The sequence below is a fragment of the Streptomyces sp. NPDC033177 genome (genome assembly GCF_055577715.1).
Genome location: NZ_JBVIPS010000013.1, coordinates 123,415 through 137,743, shown reverse-complemented (window position 1 = coordinate 137,743; position 14,329 = coordinate 123,415). Strand labels below are relative to the sequence as shown.

The following is a 14,329-nucleotide window of genomic DNA, read 5'->3' as shown; positions in this document are numbered from 1 at the left end:
GTGAGCCCGATGAGCCAGGCGGCGCAGAACCTGAACTGGTTGATCACCAACTTCGTGGACAACACCCCTGGGGTGTCCCACACGGTGGTGGTCTCCGCCGACGGACTCCTTCTGGCGATGTCCGAAGGCTTCCCCCGCGACCGGGCCGACCAGCTCGCGGCCGTCGCATCCGGTCTGACCTCCCTCACCGCCGGGGCCTCCCGGATCTTCGAGGGCGGTTCCGTGACCCAGACCGTTGTGGAGATGGAGCGAGGATTTCTCTTCCTCATGTCCATCTCTGACGGCTCCTCGCTGGCCGTCCTCGCCCACCCGGATGCGGACATCGGTCTCATTGGGTACGAGATGGCACTTCTTGTCGACCGTGCAGGCACCGTCCTCACGCCCGACCTGCGTGCGGAGCTGCAGGGGAGCCTTCTCAACTAGTAGACGTACGGTGCGTTTTCGCGTCCCGTGGCCGTAAGGTTTCGGGACGCGGCTCCAGAATGATGGTGCCCGGCACAGTCGGAGGAGGAGTACGTGGCAGGCTCAGGAACACCCCCGGACGGTTCGTCATCGGCCAACTGGTCGCCTGGTCACGGCCAGGGGCAGGGACCGCACGACGGGACGCCCAACCGTTACAACTTCCCCTCCGCACCCAGCCAGCACCGCAGGCCCTACCAGCAACCGCAGCAGCCGGGCCCCCGCCAGAGCCCGTACGAGCAGCCTCACACCCCCAGGATCCAGCCAGTGCAACCACAGCGACGCGCGCCCGAGTCGGCGCCCGCTGCGAGCAACCCCCTGGTGCGCCCGTACGCCATGACGGGCGGCCGCACCAGGCCCCGGTACCAGCTCGCCATCGAGGCGCTGGTGCACACCACCGCCCAACCGCACCAGTTGCAGGGCCAGTTGCCCGAGCATCAGCGGATCTGCAATCTGTGCCGCGAGATCAAGTCAGTCGCTGAGATCTCGGCACTCCTCACCATTCCTCTCGGCGTCGCCCGAATCCTCGTAGCCGACCTGGCGGAGGCCGGACTTGTCGCCATCCATCAGCCTGGCGGCGACGAGTCCGCCGGCGGCCAGCCAGACGTGACACTGCTCGAAAGGGTGCTCAGTGGACTTCGCAAGCTCTAGCGGCGGAGCAACAGCTCGCTCCACCACCTCCGCGAAGATCGTGGTGGCGGGCGGCTTCGGCGTGGGCAAGACCACGTTCGTCGGGGCGGTCTCTGAGATCAACCCGCTGCGCACCGAGGCCGTCATGACGTCCGCCTCCGCGGGCATCGACGACCTCACCCACACCGGAGACAAGACGACGACGACCGTCGCCATGGACTTCGGCCGCATCACCCTGGACCAGGACCTGATCCTGTACCTCTTCGGTACACCCGGACAGGACCGCTTCTGGTTCATGTGGGACGACCTCGTACGCGGCGCCATCGGCGCGGTGGTCCTGGTCGACACGAGGAGGCTCGCCGACTGCTTCCCCGCCGTCGACTACTTCGAGAACTCCGGGCTGCCCTTCGTCATCGCCCTCAACGGCTTCGACGGCCACCAGCCGTACACGCCGGACGAGGTGCGCGAGGCGCTGCAGATCGGCCCGGACACTCCCATCATCACGACGGACGCCCGTCACCGTGCGGACGCCAAGAGTGGCCTGATCACGCTCGTGGAGCACGCGCTGATGGCGCGGCTGCGCTAGCGGTTCTTGCCTGTACGTGGACGGGCCTCGCACCCTCAGGTGGGTGCGGGGCCCGTCGTGCATCCGCGTCCGGAACCACGAAGGCCCCCCGGAAGCGCGAAGGCCCCGGTACTCCTTGGAGTACCGGGGCCTTCGAGGTGTGCGTCAGGCGGCTGGGGCTCAGCCCTGCCAGCTGTGCGGGGCGCGGAAGCCGGGCGAGCGCTCCAGGCGGCGCCAGCCTGCCTTGTCGCGGCCTCGGCGGGGCGCGGGGGCCTGCGCGGTGGCGGCGGCGCTACGGGCCAGCAGGATCGCCGTGATGGCGGCGACCTCCTCGGGCTCGGCGTGGCCCTTCTCGACGCGGATGTCGGGAGTAGTCATGTGCAGCGTTCTCCTTGTGGGCTACTGCAGGAATTACTGCGTTGTTACTGCGGGGGGTTGCCGTGCTTGCGTGACGGCAGGTCTGCGTGCTTGTTGCGGAGCATCGCGAGGGAGCTGATGAGCACCTCGCGGGTGGCGGCGGGGTCGATGACGTCGTCGACCAGGCCGCGCTCGGCGGCGTAGTAGGGATGCATCAGTTCGGCCTTGTACTCCTTGACCATCTTCTGCCGCATGGCCTCGGGGTCCTCGGCGGCCGCGATCTGCCGGCGGAAGATGACGTTGGCGGCGCCTTCGGCGCCCATCACCGCGATCTCGTTGGTGGGCCAGGCGTAGGTCAGGTCGGCGCCGATGGACTGGGAGTCCATGACGATGTAGGCGCCGCCGTACGCCTTGCGCAGGATCAGCGAGATGCGCGGCACGGTGGCGTTGCAGTACGCGTACAGGAGCTTCGCGCCGTGCCGGATGATCCCGCCGTGTTCCTGGTCGACGCCTGGCAGGAAGCCCGGGACGTCCAGGAGGGTCACGATCGGGATGTTGAAGGCGTCGCACATCTGGACGAAGCGGGCCGCCTTCTCGGAGGCCTCGATGTCCAGGACACCGGCCAGGGACTGCGGCTGGTTGGCGACGATGCCCACCACCTTGCCGTCCAGGCGGGCCAGGGCGCAGATGATGTTGCGCGCCCAGCGCTCGTGGACCTCCAGGAAGTCGCCGTCGTCGACGAGCTCCTCGATGACCTTGGCCATGTCGTACGGACGGTTGCCGTCCGCGGGCACCAGGTCCAAAAGGACGTCCGAGCGGCGGTCCGCCGGGTCGTCCGAGTCGTGGGTGGGCGGGTTCTCGCGGTTGTTCGAGGGGAGCATCGCGATGAGGTAGCGGACCTCGGCGAGGCAGGTCTCCTCGTCGTCGTACGCGAAGTGGCACACCCCCGACGTCTCGGCGTGCACATCCGCGCCGCCCAGGCCGTTCTGCGTGATCTCCTCGCCCGTCACCGCACGCACCACGTCCGGTCCGGTGATGAACATCTGCGAGGTCTCACGCACCATGAACACGAAGTCGGTCAGGGCGGGGCTGTAGGCCGCTCCCCCGGCACACGGTCCCAGCATCACGCTGATCTGCGGGATCACCCCCGACGCCTTGGTGTTGCGCTGGAAGATGCCGCCATAGCCAGCAAGCGCGGAGACGCCCTCCTGGATACGAGCACCGGCGCCGTCGTTCAAGGAGACCAGCGGGGCACCGGCCGCGATGGCCATGTCCATGATCTTGTGGATCTTCGTCGCGTGGGCCTCCCCGAGCGCCCCGCCGAAGATGCGGAAGTCGTGGGCGTACACGAAGACCGTCCGGCCCTCGACCGTGCCCCAGCCGGTGATGACACCGTCGGTGTACGGCTTCTTCGCCTCCAGGCCGAAACCGGTCGCCCGGTGCCGGCGCAACTGCTCGACCTCCTGGAACGACCCCGCGTCCACAAGCAGCTCGATCCGCTCACGTGCGGTCAGCTTGCCCTTCGCATGCTGGGCCTTCGTCGCCTTCTCACTAGGCCCGCGCAGCGCCTCGGCACGGATCGCGTGCAGCTCGGCCACACGGCCGCGTGCGTCAGTGGGCTCGCCTTCGGGAGAAGCGGTGTCGTCCAAAACGGTCATGTAGTGACCTTACGAAGTGCACCTAGAGAAACGGACCGTCGACTCTGCACAGTCTCCGGCCCGTTTTCCTGGCACCCCCGAACAGAACCCCTTCGCCGGGCGCGCGAAGTGACTGCTCAGAGCCGTCGGGGGCTGTAGGGATTCCACAAAGGGCTGCGTGAGAGACAGCTCACAGGTCAGGTGGGGGGGTTACTGCTTTGCGTGACCGCTTCAGCACGTAAAGCTATAGGTTGAATGTTGAACTGAATCGCGTTAGAGTCAATCTCGTTGAACATTCAACAGATACATCCCCCGTAGCTCGCAGCTCGGGCCTCCCGCTCGTAGCTCGTCCCCAAGGAGCAGTCATGGGTCTCTTCGGCCGCAAGAACGAAACCGCCACCTCGTCCGCCACCTCCTCCGCCACGGGCACGGCCACCGCCACGGCCGTCGCCCCGGTCAACCCGGAGCTGGCCGCCTTGACCGGCGACTACGCGATCGACCCCTCGCACACGTCCATCGGCTTCGTCGCCCGCCACGCCATGGTCACGAACGTCAAGGGTTCCTTCACCGACGTCGCAGGCACGCTGCACCTGGACGGAACGGACCCCGGCCAGTCGACGGCCTCCATCGACGTACAGATGGAGAGCATCGACACCGGCAGCGCGGACCGTGACGGTCACCTGAAGAGCGCGGACTTCTTCAAGACGGACGAGTTCCCCGAGATGACCTTCCGCTCCACGAAGGCGGAGGCGCTGGGCGGCGACGACTACCGCATCACCGGTGACCTGACGATTCTCGGCACCACGAAGCAGCTCGCCATCGACCTGGAGTTCAACGGCTCGGCCACGGACCCCTTTGGGAACGAGCGGGTCGGCTTCGAGGGCAAGGCGGAGATCCTGCGCTCGGACTGGGGCCTGACGTGGAACGCGGCGCTGGAGACGGGCGGGGTGCTGGTCTCCGACAAGATCAAGCTGAGCTTTGACATTTCGGCGATTCGTTCTGGCTCCTGATTTTTGCTGGCTCCTGAGCCTTGGGCGGATTCTGGGCCGCCGCTTCGCGACGGATGCTTGCCCACCCACCCACCCGATTACCCCGCATACAGGGGTGGGGTGGGTGGGTTTGTTTGGTCGGCGACTTGGGGTGGGTGGGTTTGTTTCGCAGCTACTTGGGGTGGGTGGGTGCGTTTCGTCGGCGACTTGGGGTGGGTGGGTTTGTTTGTTTCGTTTGCGGCTTGGGGTGGGTGGGTGGCTTGGGTGGCCTTGCGGGTGCTGGGGCCGGGGCGGGTGGCCTTCGCCGGGCGTATTCATCCGGCCGGCTGCCGGCCCGGCCGCTCGGTTCCTCCTATACCGTTCGGCCGTGTCGGACTTCATGCAGCAACTGCCCGCCCTGATAGGCGTGATCGTCGGTGCGCTCGGTTCCTATCTGGCGATCACCCGTGGTGACCGGGCCCGCTTCCAGCGGGAGCAGGTTGCCCGTTGGGAGGAGCGGCGCCTCGCCGTCTACAGCGACTACGCCCGCGTCGTGAAGCAGACGGTCACGCTCACCTACCGCGTCGCGGCCCATCTCGGCAACGACCCGCACCCCCATCCCCTGACTCCCCAGGAAGCGGCACCCCACCTGGCGGAGGCCGCCATCGCGCGGGACCCGGCCGGTGAGACGCTGTTGATGCTCGGTACGCCGGACGTGGTGGACAAGGCGCGGGTCTGGGTCCTCACCGTCATCGACATGGAGCGCTTCCTGCGCGAGGACATCAGGGACCCCGACGCCTGGTCCGCCCTCCTGGAGCGTCAGCGGACCTCACGCGAGGACTATTACCAGGCGGTGCGGCGCGACTTGGCGCTCCCGCCGGGCCATTCGGGGAGCTGGTCCGTCTCGTCGTCACAGGGCACCTGAGGCACACCTTGCGTTAGAGCGCGGTCCAGCTTCTAGCGTCGCGCACATGACCACACAGCAGGAGCGACAGCGCAGGATCGGCAGCGGGTTCGGGGCGCTCAGCACGGCGGACGAGGTACTCGACGGGGTCGACCTCTCGGGCAGGACGGCGCTGGTCACCGGCGGCTACTCCGGGCTCGGCCTGGAGATCACCCGGGCGCTCACGAACGCGGGCGCGCGCGTCGTCGTCCCGGCGCGCAGGCCTCGTACGGCGGTGGACGCATTGCGGGGCACGGACCGCGTGGAGGTGCGGGCGATGGACCTGGCGGACCAGGGCAGCGTCAAGCACTTCGCGGAAGGCTTCCTTGCCGATCACCGCACCCTGGACCTCCTCATCAACAACGCCGGCGTCATGGCCTGCCCCGAGGCCCGTGTCGGTCCCGGCGGTGCATGGGAGTCCCACTTCGCGATCAATCACCTGGGGCACTTCACCCTCGTCAACCGCCTCTATCCGGCGCTGCGTCGGGGCACGGCCGCACGCGTGGTGTCCGTGGCCTCGTCCGGACATTTCCTCTCCGACATCCGTTGGACGGACCCGCACTTCGACGAGGGCTACGACCGCTGGCTCGCCTACGCCCAGTCCAAGACGGCGAACGCGCTCTTCGCCGTGCACCTCGACTCCCTGGGCGCGGCGGGCGGCGGCCCGCGGGCCTTCTCCGTACACCCCGGCAGCATCCTCACGCCCCTCCAGCGCCACATCCCCCACGCGGAACAGATCGCGCAGGGCTGGATGAGCGCCGACGGCACACCGGCGCAGGGCTTCAAGACACCGGCGCAGGGTGCGGCCACGGCGGTGTGGGCGGCGACGTCACCGCTGCTCGACGCGCAGGGCGGCGCGTACTGCCAGGACTGCGATGTGGCGGAGCCCGCCATGACGGACGACATGCTGACCGGTGGCGTCAAGCCATGGGCCACCGACCCCGACGCGGCGGCCCGCCTCTGGCAGCTCTCCGCCGAACTGACGGGGTGCGGGGCGGACTTGGCGGGTCTGGCACCATGACCGCATGGACCCGGATCAGCACGAGTGGATCACCATCGCGGCGTACGAGAACGCCTCCGGCCGCCCGCGGCCCCCGGCGGTCGTCCGCGCTTGACTGCGTGAGCGGGGCATCGACTGGATGCCGCTCATGCCGGGAGACGTGTACTGGGACCACATGTGCGGCCCGGACCCCGACGGCCGCTGGCGGGGCTTCTACGTGATCCACGTCCGGGCTGACGCGCTCAGCCCGCTGGGCCTGCACCCGGCCCAGCCCCTGTCCCGCATGGTCGGCCCCTCGCCGCCGGGCTGGTGGCACGCGGGCGCCGAACGGCCCTAGGGCCGGGCGGATTCGGCGTGCGTCAGGATCGCTTGCGCGAGCGGGTCCTGGACCGCCGGGGGCAGCGCGTGGCCCATGCCCGGGATCTCCACCATGTGGGCGCTGCCGCCGCCGATGACCTGTGCCAGGTGGTGCGGGTGCGGAGGCGGGAACACCGGCTCGGCGGGGGCGGAGACGACGAGTACGGGGACCTTCGTGGCGGCCAGTTCGTCGGTGCGGAGCATGTGGGAGTCGTCGGCTCGGGCGTGGGCCGTCGAGGCGATGTGCGTACCCGTGTGGGCGATGATCCGGCGCTCCACTTCGCGGAAGTACTCCTCATCCACGTCGAGTTGGCGGCCGTTCAGGACGCGCCAGTGCTCCACCCTGCGGTCCAGCTCCGCCTCGACTCCCGTGTCCTCGACCGGGCGGGACCACATCTCCAGGACTTCCGGGGCGATGCCGGGGAGCTCGCCCACGGGGACGCTGGTTCCGTCCGGTGCCACGTACGGGGTCTCGCTGAGCGCGCAGGTGCCGATGAGCGTGGCGCTGAGGACGCGCTCGGGGTGGTCGGCGAGGACCAGTTGGGTCAGCATGCCGCCGAGGGACATGCCCACCAGGTGTGCGCGCTCCACTCCCAGACCGTCCAGGACGGCTACCGCGTCCCGCGCCAAGTCCGTTATCAGGTAAGGGCGTTGATCAAATGTTGAGGTGGAGCGGCCCGTGTCCCGGTGGTCGTAGCGGATGACCTGATGCCGGTCGGCGAGCGCGTCGACCAAGGCGTCGGGCCAGCCGAGGCCGGAGGCCTGGGCGCCCATGATCAGGAGCAGGGCGGGAGCGTCAGGAGCACCGCGCCGCTCCGTCCACAGGCGGATGCCGGGGGCTGACTCGACGTACTGCTGCCGGGGCTCCATGGGATGACCTTCCGTAGCTACGAGGCGTTCACTAAGACGATACGTATCGTCTCGCAAATGCTTTGTGCCGTCAACCCGCTAGAACCCTCCGCCCCCGAAGTCCCCGCCACCCCCACCCCCACCGAAGTCCCCGCCCCCGAACCCGCCGCCGAAGTCCCCGGAGTCGAAGTCCGAGCCCGAGTAGTCGCCGCCCTCGTACCCGGCGCCCGCGCCGCCGCCGAAGTCGCCGTAACCGCCGCCGTAGTCCGCCGCGTACGCCGGGCTCGCCATCATGCCGCCCAGCATCGTGCCCATCAGGAGGCCCGGCAGCATGCCGCCGCCGAAGTAGCCGCCGGCCCAGGGTCCGTACGCCGGGCCCGCCTCCCAGTACGGCCGCCGCTCCCCCGACTCCGTGGCCACCGTCCGCGACATCGGCTCCTCACCGTCCGCGAGGCGCGTCGCGTCCGCCAGGCACACCGGGACCGTCCGCTCGGCACCGCCCGGCGGCGCCCACTGGGCGTCCTTGACGGACGGGCCGTGCCGCGGGTCGAAGAAGCAGGGGGCGCGCCGCTCCGGCAGCGGGCGGCCCTCACGGCGTGCGGCGAGCAGGGCGAGCGAGAAGCGGCCGTCCTCCAGGGACTGGGTGACGGCCCGTACCTCCTCGGGGCGCCGCGCCGCCGCCATGAACGACTTCGCCTTCTCGTACGAGTCGAGGGCCCGTTCGTAGTCCGCGCGCATCTCGTCGTCCGCTCCCGCCTCCGCGGGGTGGAAGTCGAGCCGGTCCAGCTCCTCGCCGTACGCCGTGATGTCCTCGTCCACCACGACCCGCAGCTTCTCAAGGGCGACCCGCTGCTCCTCGGCCTTGCGCCGCCGGTTGCGCCGGACCACCGCGTACGTGGCGCCGCCGCCCGCGACCAGCACCGCGCCCACGCCGATCAGCGCACCGACGGGGGTACCGCTGTCGGAGCCGCCGGCGTCCCAGGAAGCCGGCGCGGAGCCGCGGGCGTCCTTCACCGCCTGGTCGACGAAGGCGTTGAGCTGGGTCTTGGTGTCGCCCTCGTCCCCGTACGTCGTGACGAGATTCGAGACGGCCGCCTTGCTCAGCACCTGCTCATCGGCCTTGGCGTCGAACGCGTCGCCGAGGCGGATGCCGTACACACCGGTCACGCCGGTCTCGGTGCGCAGCTTCTCGAAGAGGGCCTGTTTGGGGAAGTCCGATGGCAGCACCGCCACGAACACGGGCTTGTCGGCGTCCTTGATCTTCTCCGCGATGGCATCCGCATCGGCCCCGGACAGCTGGTCCGAGGCGGCCGGATCCACGTACACCGGGCTCTTCTCCCAGGCGTCGGCCACAGCCGGGACACTGGTGGCGGCCGCGGCCCCGGGCGCCGCCGTGAACGACACGGCACCCAGGGACACGAGAAGCCCGGACAGCGCGACAAATATTCGCTTCGCCCCATTGCTCATACTTCGAAGCTAACTCAGTCGGGCCCCCGACGGAGGTCCGTGAGCACCCCGTCCACGGCGACTACTCGACCGGCTCGACGCCCGCCCGCAGCAGACCGAAGGTGTAGGCGTCCTCCAGCGCCTGCCACGACGCCGCGATCACGTTCTCCGCCACACCCACCGTCGACCACTCACCGTCACCGTCGCTGGTGGAGATCAGTACCCGGGTCGTGGAGGACGTGCCGTGCTTGCCCTCCAGGATGCGCACCTTGTAGTCGACCAGCTCCATCTTGGCGAGCTGGGGGTAGATCCGCTCCAGGCCGACACGGAGCGACCGGTCGAGCGCGTTGACCGGGCCGTTTCCCTCCGCTGTGGCGACGATGCGTTCGCCCTTGGCCCACAGCTTCACCGTCGCCTCGTTCGCGTGCGTGCCGTCGGGGCGGTCCTCGACGATGGCCCGCCAGGACTCGACGCGGAAGTAGCGGCGCGCCCGGCCCTCGACCTCCTCGCGGAGCAGCAGTTCGAAGGACGCGTCGGCGGCCTCGTACGTGTATCCGCTGAGCTCGCGCTCCTTGACCCGCTCCACGACCCGGCCCACCAGCGCCCGGTCGTCGCCCAGGTCGATCCCGAGCTCCTTGCCCTTGAGCTCGATGGAGGCGCGCCCCGCCATGTCCGAGACCAGCATCCGGATGCGGTTGCCCACCAGGTCCGGGTCGATGTGCTGGTAGAGGTCCGGGTCGACCTTGATCGCGGAGGCGTGCAGGCCCGCCTTGTGGGCGAAGGCCGATACGCCCACGTAGGGCTGGTGGGTGGAGGGCGTGAGGTTCACGACCTCGGCGATGGCGTGCGACACGCGGGTCATCTCGCGCAGCGCGCCCTCGGGCAGGACCTGCTTGCCGTACTTGAGCTCCAGGGCGCCGACCACGGGGAAGAGGTTGGCGTTGCCGACCCGTTCGCCGTAGCCGTTGGCCGTGCACTGGACGTGGGTCGCGCCCGCGTCGACGGCGGCGAGGGTGTTGGCGACCGCGCACCCCGTGTCGTCCTGCGCGTGGATGCCGAGCCGGGCGCCGGTGTCGGCGATGACGGTGCCGACGATGGCCTTGACCTGGGCGGGGAGCATGCCGCCGTTGGTGTCACACAGGACGACGACGTCGGCGCCCGCCTCGGAGGCCGTACGGACGACGGCTTTCGCGTACTCGGGGTTGGCGCGGTAGCCGTCGAAGAAGTGCTCGCAGTCGACGAAGACGCGCCGCCCCTGGTCACGGAGGTAGGAGACGGTGTCGCGCACCATCTCCAGGTTCTCCTCCAGAGTGGTGCGCAGGGCGAGCTCGACGTGCCGGTCATGGGCTTTGGCGACGAGCGTGATGACCGGGGCACCGGACTCAAGCAGGGCGTTGACCTGCTGGTCCGTGGCCGCCGAGCCACCGGCGCGGCGCGTGGCGCCGAAGGCGACGAGCTGGGCGTGCCGGAAGGTGATCTCTTGCTGAGCGCGGGCGAAGAACTCGGTGTCGCGGGGGTTGGCGCCCGGCCAGCCGCCCTCGATGAAGCCCACGCCGAAGTCGTCCAGGTGCCGGGCGATGGTCAGCTTGTCCGCGACGGTCAGGTTGATTCCCTCGCGCTGCGCGCCGTCGCGCAGCGTGGTGTCAAAGACGTGGAACGCATCGTCGGGTGTGCTGGTTTCCGTCATGCTGATCTGGCTCCTGTGTCGGATCTCGGTCTACCGGAATGACCGGCTCCACCGCCTCAATGATCCCTCGCGCTCCGCGTCCGGCTGATGTTGGGCCAGGAAACGAAAAAACCCCTCGTGGGTACGAGAGGTTTGCGCGCGGGTCTGAGAGACGACGGTGTCCGCCCGTACATGGTGGTACGAGACGGTCACTGCGGACCGGCGCGCCTGCTGCCAATAATCATGGCGAACGAGAGCACGGTGGCAGCCTGCCACAGCCCGCACACACCGCGCTGCCCCGTCTCACGATGCGGGCGTACGTGGACGTCATGGGACACCCGACGCGGGCTACCTCGACGCGGGCGACGCGTGGGACGCGCCGCCCGCACGACGGTCAGGCGTCAGCGCACGTGGCGCACGAAGGCGTCGTCGCCGTCGTTCGTGTCGCCGCTCAGCAAAGTTTCGTCGCCGCTGAGGAAGGCGATACGGCGGGCGTCCGCCGAGATGCCGCCGGGAGCGACCTGTGCCGAGGCCGCGCCGCCCGTGGTGTCCGGCGTGACGAGCGTGGTGCTGCCCTTCTTCAGGTCCCGCAGGTAGACGGGCCACTCCTTGCCGTACTCGGCGCCGGCCTCGGTGAGCTCCGACATGAACGTCAGATGGCGGCCGTCGGCGCTGATGGCGGGCGAGCGGGTGTAGGCCTGGCCGGGGCCGCCCTGGGTGCCGTGGATGCGCTGGTTCTCGCCGGACGCGAGGTCGTGCACGAAGACGTTCCAGGCGGCGTCGTCGTCGTTCGGGACGAGATGGGTGTCACGGGACTCGAAGACGACGGTGCGGCCGTCTCCGCTGATGGACGGGGCGAGGGACTCCTTCTCGGTCTTGGAGCCGTCGTGGGAACGGTCGGCCTGCGTCAACTTCCCGGTCCCGCGGTCGCGCACCCAGAGGTCGCTCCAGTCGTCGCCGCGCGGGCCGTTGACGAAGGAGGTCGCGTACGCGACGCGGCGGCCGTCGTCGCTGACGGTCGGCGAGTGGGCGTTGCGCTCCCCGTCGCCGCCCGTGTACGGGTGGCTGACCTTCTCGGTGGTGCCTGCCTTCCGGTCGCGCAGGAAGACCGCCGTGCCGTCGAACTGCGGCCCGTCCGTGCTGAACACGGCGTAGCGGCCGTTCGCGCTCAGGGAGACACTGCCCGCACTGTCCCCGGGGTAGCCGTCGGGCAGCTCGACGTCGAGGCGCTCGAACTTCTTGGTCCTGCGGTCGTAGAGCCGGACGTCGGACACCGAGTAGGCGTCCGCGGGGCTGGTGATCATGGCAACGTAACGCCCGTCGGCGCTCAGCGAGGGGCTCCTGACGTCACGCCCTTCGAGGGCGATCCGCTCGGTCTTCCGGGTACGCAGATCGCGTACGAAGATGTCGTTCAGGCCATTGGTGTCGCCCGCGGCCAGGTCGGTGGCAGCGGAGTCGAAGGCGGCGTACCTGCCGTTCCGGCTGATCACGGCCCCCGCCGAGCGGTCATCAGCGGCCTTGCCGTCGGCCGTGACGCTGACGCCCTCAGTGCGGGGCGCGTCGGCCGCGGGCGCGGCGAAGGCGGCGGGCAGCGTCGTGGCGGTGACCGCCGCGACGAGTGCGGCGGCGGCCAGGGCGGCGCGGCGCTTGGTGCTGTGCATGGTCAATTCCCCCGTGGTTGCTCAAAGTTCAGTGCGAATGGGCCGAGGGCCCACAGGGGATACAAGCGCACCATCAGGAAACACACAATCCGCAGAAATACGTACAACCTAGACGAGGGTCTACGGGTCTTACGATCCTGAGCCGAGCGCTCCGTCGAGGAACTCCCGTACGTGGTCCAGGATCTGGTCACGTCCCGTGCCGCGCAGCCCGATCGCCACGTGGATGGAGAATCCGTCGAGCAGCGCCCGCAGCCGGGCGGCGAACCGGTCGGGGTCCAGGGCGCGGAACTCGCCTCGCGACACGCCTTCGGCGAGCAGCGCCACCAGGTCGCGGTGCCAGGCGCTCTCGATGGCGACCTGCCGGTCGCGCTCGTCGTCGTCGGCGTTGAGGGAGCGGTTCCAGACCTCCAGCCAGAGCGTCCAGTGCGGGTCGCCGGGGGCGTCGGGGACGTACAGGTCGACGTACGCGTCGAGGCGCTCGCGGGCCGTGCCTTGCCGGGCGAGCAGCCGGCCGCGCTCGGCGCCGAGCGCGGACTCGCTCCACTCCAGGGTGCGCAGGAGCAGCTCGTCCTTGGTGCGGAAGTAGTAGAGGAGGTGGCCGCTGCTCATGCCGACCTCACGGCCGAGCGCGGCCATGGTCAGCTTCTCCAGGCCGCGCTCGGCGATCATCTCCATGGCGGCGGCGAGGACGTCCTCGCGCGGTGGGGCGTTCTTCCGCGCGCGGGCCTGGCCTGCCATCACGTTCTCCTTGATCACACCTTCGGCTGCTGCTGGGTGATGCAGTGGATGCCACCACCCCCGGCAAAGATCGTACGGGCGTCGACGAGCGTCACCGTACGGTCGGGGAAGAGGCCGCGGAAGATGCCGGCCGCGAGCTCGTCGTGGGGGTCGCCGAAGGCGCACAGGACGACTCCGCCGTTGCAGAGGTAGTGGTTGATGTAGGAGTAGTCGACCCAGCCCTCGTCGTCTTTCAAAACGGTCGGGGCGGGCACCTCGACGATGCGCAGGGTGCGGCCGCGCGCGTCCTTCTGTCCGGTGAGGGCGGCGACGACCTCCTTGCTGACCTCGTGATCCGGGTGGTCGGGATTCCGCTGGGAGTGCACGAGGACGACACCCGGCGCGGCGAAGGCGGCGACGATGTCGACGTGGCCGAGGGTGCCGAAGCCGTGCCCGGGATAGTCGGCGGTGAGGCCGCGCGGCAGCCAGATCGCCTTCGTGGTGCCGAGGCGGGCGTGGATCTCCGCCTCGACCTGCTCCTTGGTCCACCCGGGGTTGCGCTCGGGGCCCAGCTGCACCGTCTCGGTGAGCAGGACGGTGCCCTCGCCGTCGACGTGGATGCCGCCACCCTCGTTCACCAGCGTCGAGGGGTACGTCCGGGCCCCGGCGAGGTCGGCGACGTACGCGCCGATCTTCGCGTCGTGGTCCCAGCGGGCCCATTCCTGGGCGCCCCAGCCGTTGAACGTCCAGTCGACGGCGGCAAGGCCGCCCTTGCCGTCGGTGAGGAAGGTCGGCCCGATGTCCCGCATCCAGGCGTCGTCGAGCTCCCGCTCCACCACCTCGATGTCCGGGCCGAGGAGCTCGGTCGCGTACGCGGCCTGTGCGGGTCCGCAGACCACGGTGACCGGCTCGAAGCGGCGTACGGCACGGGCGACGTTCGCCCAGGCGAGGCGGGACTCGTCCAGGCCCGAGGGGTCGTCGAAGGTCGGGTTGGGGCACGGCCACGCCATCCAGGTGCGCTCGTGCGGGGCCCACTCGGCGGGCATGCGGAAGCCGTCGGCGGCAGCGCTCATG

General features: G+C 69.6%; 15 protein-coding genes. 7 read left to right on the top strand and 8 right to left on the bottom strand.

Going from position 1 to position 14,329, the window contains the following annotated elements; genetic code table 11:
- The first annotated feature begins 9 nt into the window (after nt 1-9).
- The 3 genes from ACZ5U5_RS37100 (at nt 10) to ACZ5U5_RS37090 (ending at nt 1,675) form a co-directional block, all read left to right on the top strand.
- Nucleotides 10-423 carry a roadblock/LC7 domain-containing protein gene (locus ACZ5U5_RS37100; RefSeq protein ID WP_135330751.1) on the top strand — a complete coding sequence of 138 codons (414 nt, stop codon included), beginning with the start codon at nt 10-12 and terminating at the stop codon, nt 421-423.
- Nucleotides 424-516: 93 nt separating this feature from the next.
- Nucleotides 517-1,110: a DUF742 domain-containing protein gene (locus tag ACZ5U5_RS37095; RefSeq protein WP_469030817.1), complete on the top strand. Its 594-nt coding sequence runs from the start codon at nt 517-519 to the stop codon at nt 1,108-1,110.
- Nucleotides 1,091-1,675 carry a GTP-binding protein gene (locus ACZ5U5_RS37090; protein ID WP_190084708.1) on the top strand — a complete coding sequence of 195 codons (585 nt, stop codon included), beginning with the start codon at nt 1,091-1,093 and terminating at the stop codon, nt 1,673-1,675. Before ACZ5U5_RS37095 ends, ACZ5U5_RS37090 begins: the two co-directional genes overlap by 20 nt.
- Nucleotides 1,676-1,834: 159 nt before the next feature.
- Here the strand turns inward: ACZ5U5_RS37090 and ACZ5U5_RS37085 are convergent, their stop codons facing one another.
- The gene (locus ACZ5U5_RS37085) at nt 1,835-2,032 is read right to left on the bottom strand and encodes an acyl-CoA carboxylase subunit epsilon (RefSeq protein WP_249587538.1); all 198 of its coding nucleotides are present in this window, start codon (nt 2,030-2,032) and stop codon (nt 1,835-1,837) included.
- A gap of 44 nt (nt 2,033-2,076) precedes the next feature.
- Nucleotides 2,077-3,669, bottom strand: a complete 1,593-nt coding sequence (locus tag ACZ5U5_RS37080; protein WP_469030815.1) for an acyl-CoA carboxylase subunit beta — start codon at nt 3,667-3,669, stop codon at nt 2,077-2,079.
- A gap of 344 nt (nt 3,670-4,013) precedes the next feature.
- Between ACZ5U5_RS37080 and ACZ5U5_RS37075 the strand changes: the two genes are divergently transcribed.
- From ACZ5U5_RS37075 to ACZ5U5_RS37060, 4 genes are all read left to right on the top strand, one after another.
- Nucleotides 4,014-4,658, top strand: coding sequence for a YceI family protein (locus ACZ5U5_RS37075; RefSeq protein ID WP_469030814.1), 645 nt, complete (start codon nt 4,014-4,016; stop codon nt 4,656-4,658).
- 346 nt (nt 4,659-5,004) lie between these two features.
- Nucleotides 5,005-5,541 carry a hypothetical protein gene (locus ACZ5U5_RS37070; RefSeq protein ID WP_469030813.1) on the top strand — a complete coding sequence of 179 codons (537 nt, stop codon included), beginning with the start codon at nt 5,005-5,007 and terminating at the stop codon, nt 5,539-5,541.
- Nucleotides 5,542-5,587: 46 nt separating this feature from the next.
- A complete protein-coding gene (locus tag ACZ5U5_RS37065; protein WP_469030811.1) occupies nt 5,588-6,580 on the top strand; it encodes an SDR family NAD(P)-dependent oxidoreductase in 993 nt (330 codons plus the stop codon).
- Nucleotides 6,581-6,707: 127 nt separating this feature from the next.
- Entirely contained in the window at nt 6,708-6,896 is a 189-nt protein-coding gene (locus ACZ5U5_RS37060) for a hypothetical protein (protein ID WP_469030810.1), read from the top strand.
- Here ACZ5U5_RS37060 and ACZ5U5_RS37055 read toward each other — a convergent pair.
- The 6 genes from ACZ5U5_RS37055 to ACZ5U5_RS37030 all read right to left on the bottom strand — a co-directional run bounded on the left by ACZ5U5_RS37055 (nt 6,893) and on the right by ACZ5U5_RS37030 (nt 14,328).
- A complete protein-coding gene (locus tag ACZ5U5_RS37055; RefSeq protein ID WP_469030809.1) occupies nt 6,893-7,786 on the bottom strand; it encodes an alpha/beta fold hydrolase in 894 nt (297 codons plus the stop codon). The two genes, ACZ5U5_RS37060 and ACZ5U5_RS37055, sit on opposite strands and share 4 nt — an antisense overlap.
- 78 nt (nt 7,787-7,864) lie before the next feature.
- Nucleotides 7,865-9,232: a hypothetical protein gene (locus tag ACZ5U5_RS37050; protein ID WP_469030807.1), complete on the bottom strand. Its 1,368-nt coding sequence runs from the start codon at nt 9,230-9,232 to the stop codon at nt 7,865-7,867.
- A gap of 61 nt (nt 9,233-9,293) precedes the next feature.
- A complete protein-coding gene (gene cimA / locus ACZ5U5_RS37045) occupies nt 9,294-10,898 on the bottom strand; it encodes a citramalate synthase (protein ID WP_469030806.1) in 1,605 nt (534 codons plus the stop codon).
- Between the two features lie 380 nt (nt 10,899-11,278).
- Nucleotides 11,279-12,538: a TolB family protein gene (locus tag ACZ5U5_RS37040; protein ID WP_469030805.1), complete on the bottom strand. Its 1,260-nt coding sequence runs from the start codon at nt 12,536-12,538 to the stop codon at nt 11,279-11,281.
- A 129-nt stretch (nt 12,539-12,667) separates the two neighbouring features.
- The gene (locus ACZ5U5_RS37035; protein ID WP_469030803.1) at nt 12,668-13,276 is read right to left on the bottom strand and encodes a TetR/AcrR family transcriptional regulator; all 609 of its coding nucleotides are present in this window, start codon (nt 13,274-13,276) and stop codon (nt 12,668-12,670) included.
- A 14-nt stretch (nt 13,277-13,290) separates the two neighbouring features.
- Nucleotides 13,291-14,328, bottom strand: a complete 1,038-nt coding sequence (locus ACZ5U5_RS37030) for an agmatine deiminase family protein (RefSeq protein WP_469030802.1) — start codon at nt 14,326-14,328, stop codon at nt 13,291-13,293.
- Between the last annotated feature and the right edge of the window lies 1 nt (nt 14,329).

What these genes read in the sequence shown, in the direction of transcription:
- ACZ5U5_RS37100 (WP_135330751.1), top strand. Translation starts at nt 10, where the DNA reads ATGAGCCAGGCGGCGCAGAACCTGAACTGGTTGATCACCAACTTCGTG.
- ACZ5U5_RS37085 (WP_249587538.1), bottom strand. Translation starts at nt 2,032, where the DNA reads ATGACTACTCCCGACATCCGCGTCGAGAAGGGCCACGCCGAGCCCGAG.
- ACZ5U5_RS37080 (WP_469030815.1), bottom strand. Translation starts at nt 3,669, where the DNA reads ATGACCGTTTTGGACGACACCGCTTCTCCCGAAGGCGAGCCCACTGAC.
- ACZ5U5_RS37075 (WP_469030814.1), top strand. Translation starts at nt 4,014, where the DNA reads ATGGGTCTCTTCGGCCGCAAGAACGAAACCGCCACCTCGTCCGCCACC.
- ACZ5U5_RS37065 (WP_469030811.1), top strand. Translation starts at nt 5,588, where the DNA reads ATGACCACACAGCAGGAGCGACAGCGCAGGATCGGCAGCGGGTTCGGG.
- ACZ5U5_RS37060 (WP_469030810.1), top strand. Translation starts at nt 6,708, where the DNA reads ATGCCGGGAGACGTGTACTGGGACCACATGTGCGGCCCGGACCCCGAC.
- ACZ5U5_RS37055 (WP_469030809.1), bottom strand. Translation starts at nt 7,786, where the DNA reads ATGGAGCCCCGGCAGCAGTACGTCGAGTCAGCCCCCGGCATCCGCCTG.
- ACZ5U5_RS37050 (WP_469030807.1), bottom strand. Translation starts at nt 9,232, where the DNA reads ATGAGCAATGGGGCGAAGCGAATATTTGTCGCGCTGTCCGGGCTTCTC.
- cimA (WP_469030806.1), bottom strand. Translation starts at nt 10,898, where the DNA reads ATGACGGAAACCAGCACACCCGACGATGCGTTCCACGTCTTTGACACC.
- ACZ5U5_RS37040 (WP_469030805.1), bottom strand. Translation starts at nt 12,538, where the DNA reads ATGCACAGCACCAAGCGCCGCGCCGCCCTGGCCGCCGCCGCACTCGTC.
- ACZ5U5_RS37035 (WP_469030803.1), bottom strand. Translation starts at nt 13,276, where the DNA reads ATGGCAGGCCAGGCCCGCGCGCGGAAGAACGCCCCACCGCGCGAGGAC.
- ACZ5U5_RS37030 (WP_469030802.1), bottom strand. Translation starts at nt 14,328, where the DNA reads ATGAGCGCTGCCGCCGACGGCTTCCGCATGCCCGCCGAGTGGGCCCCG.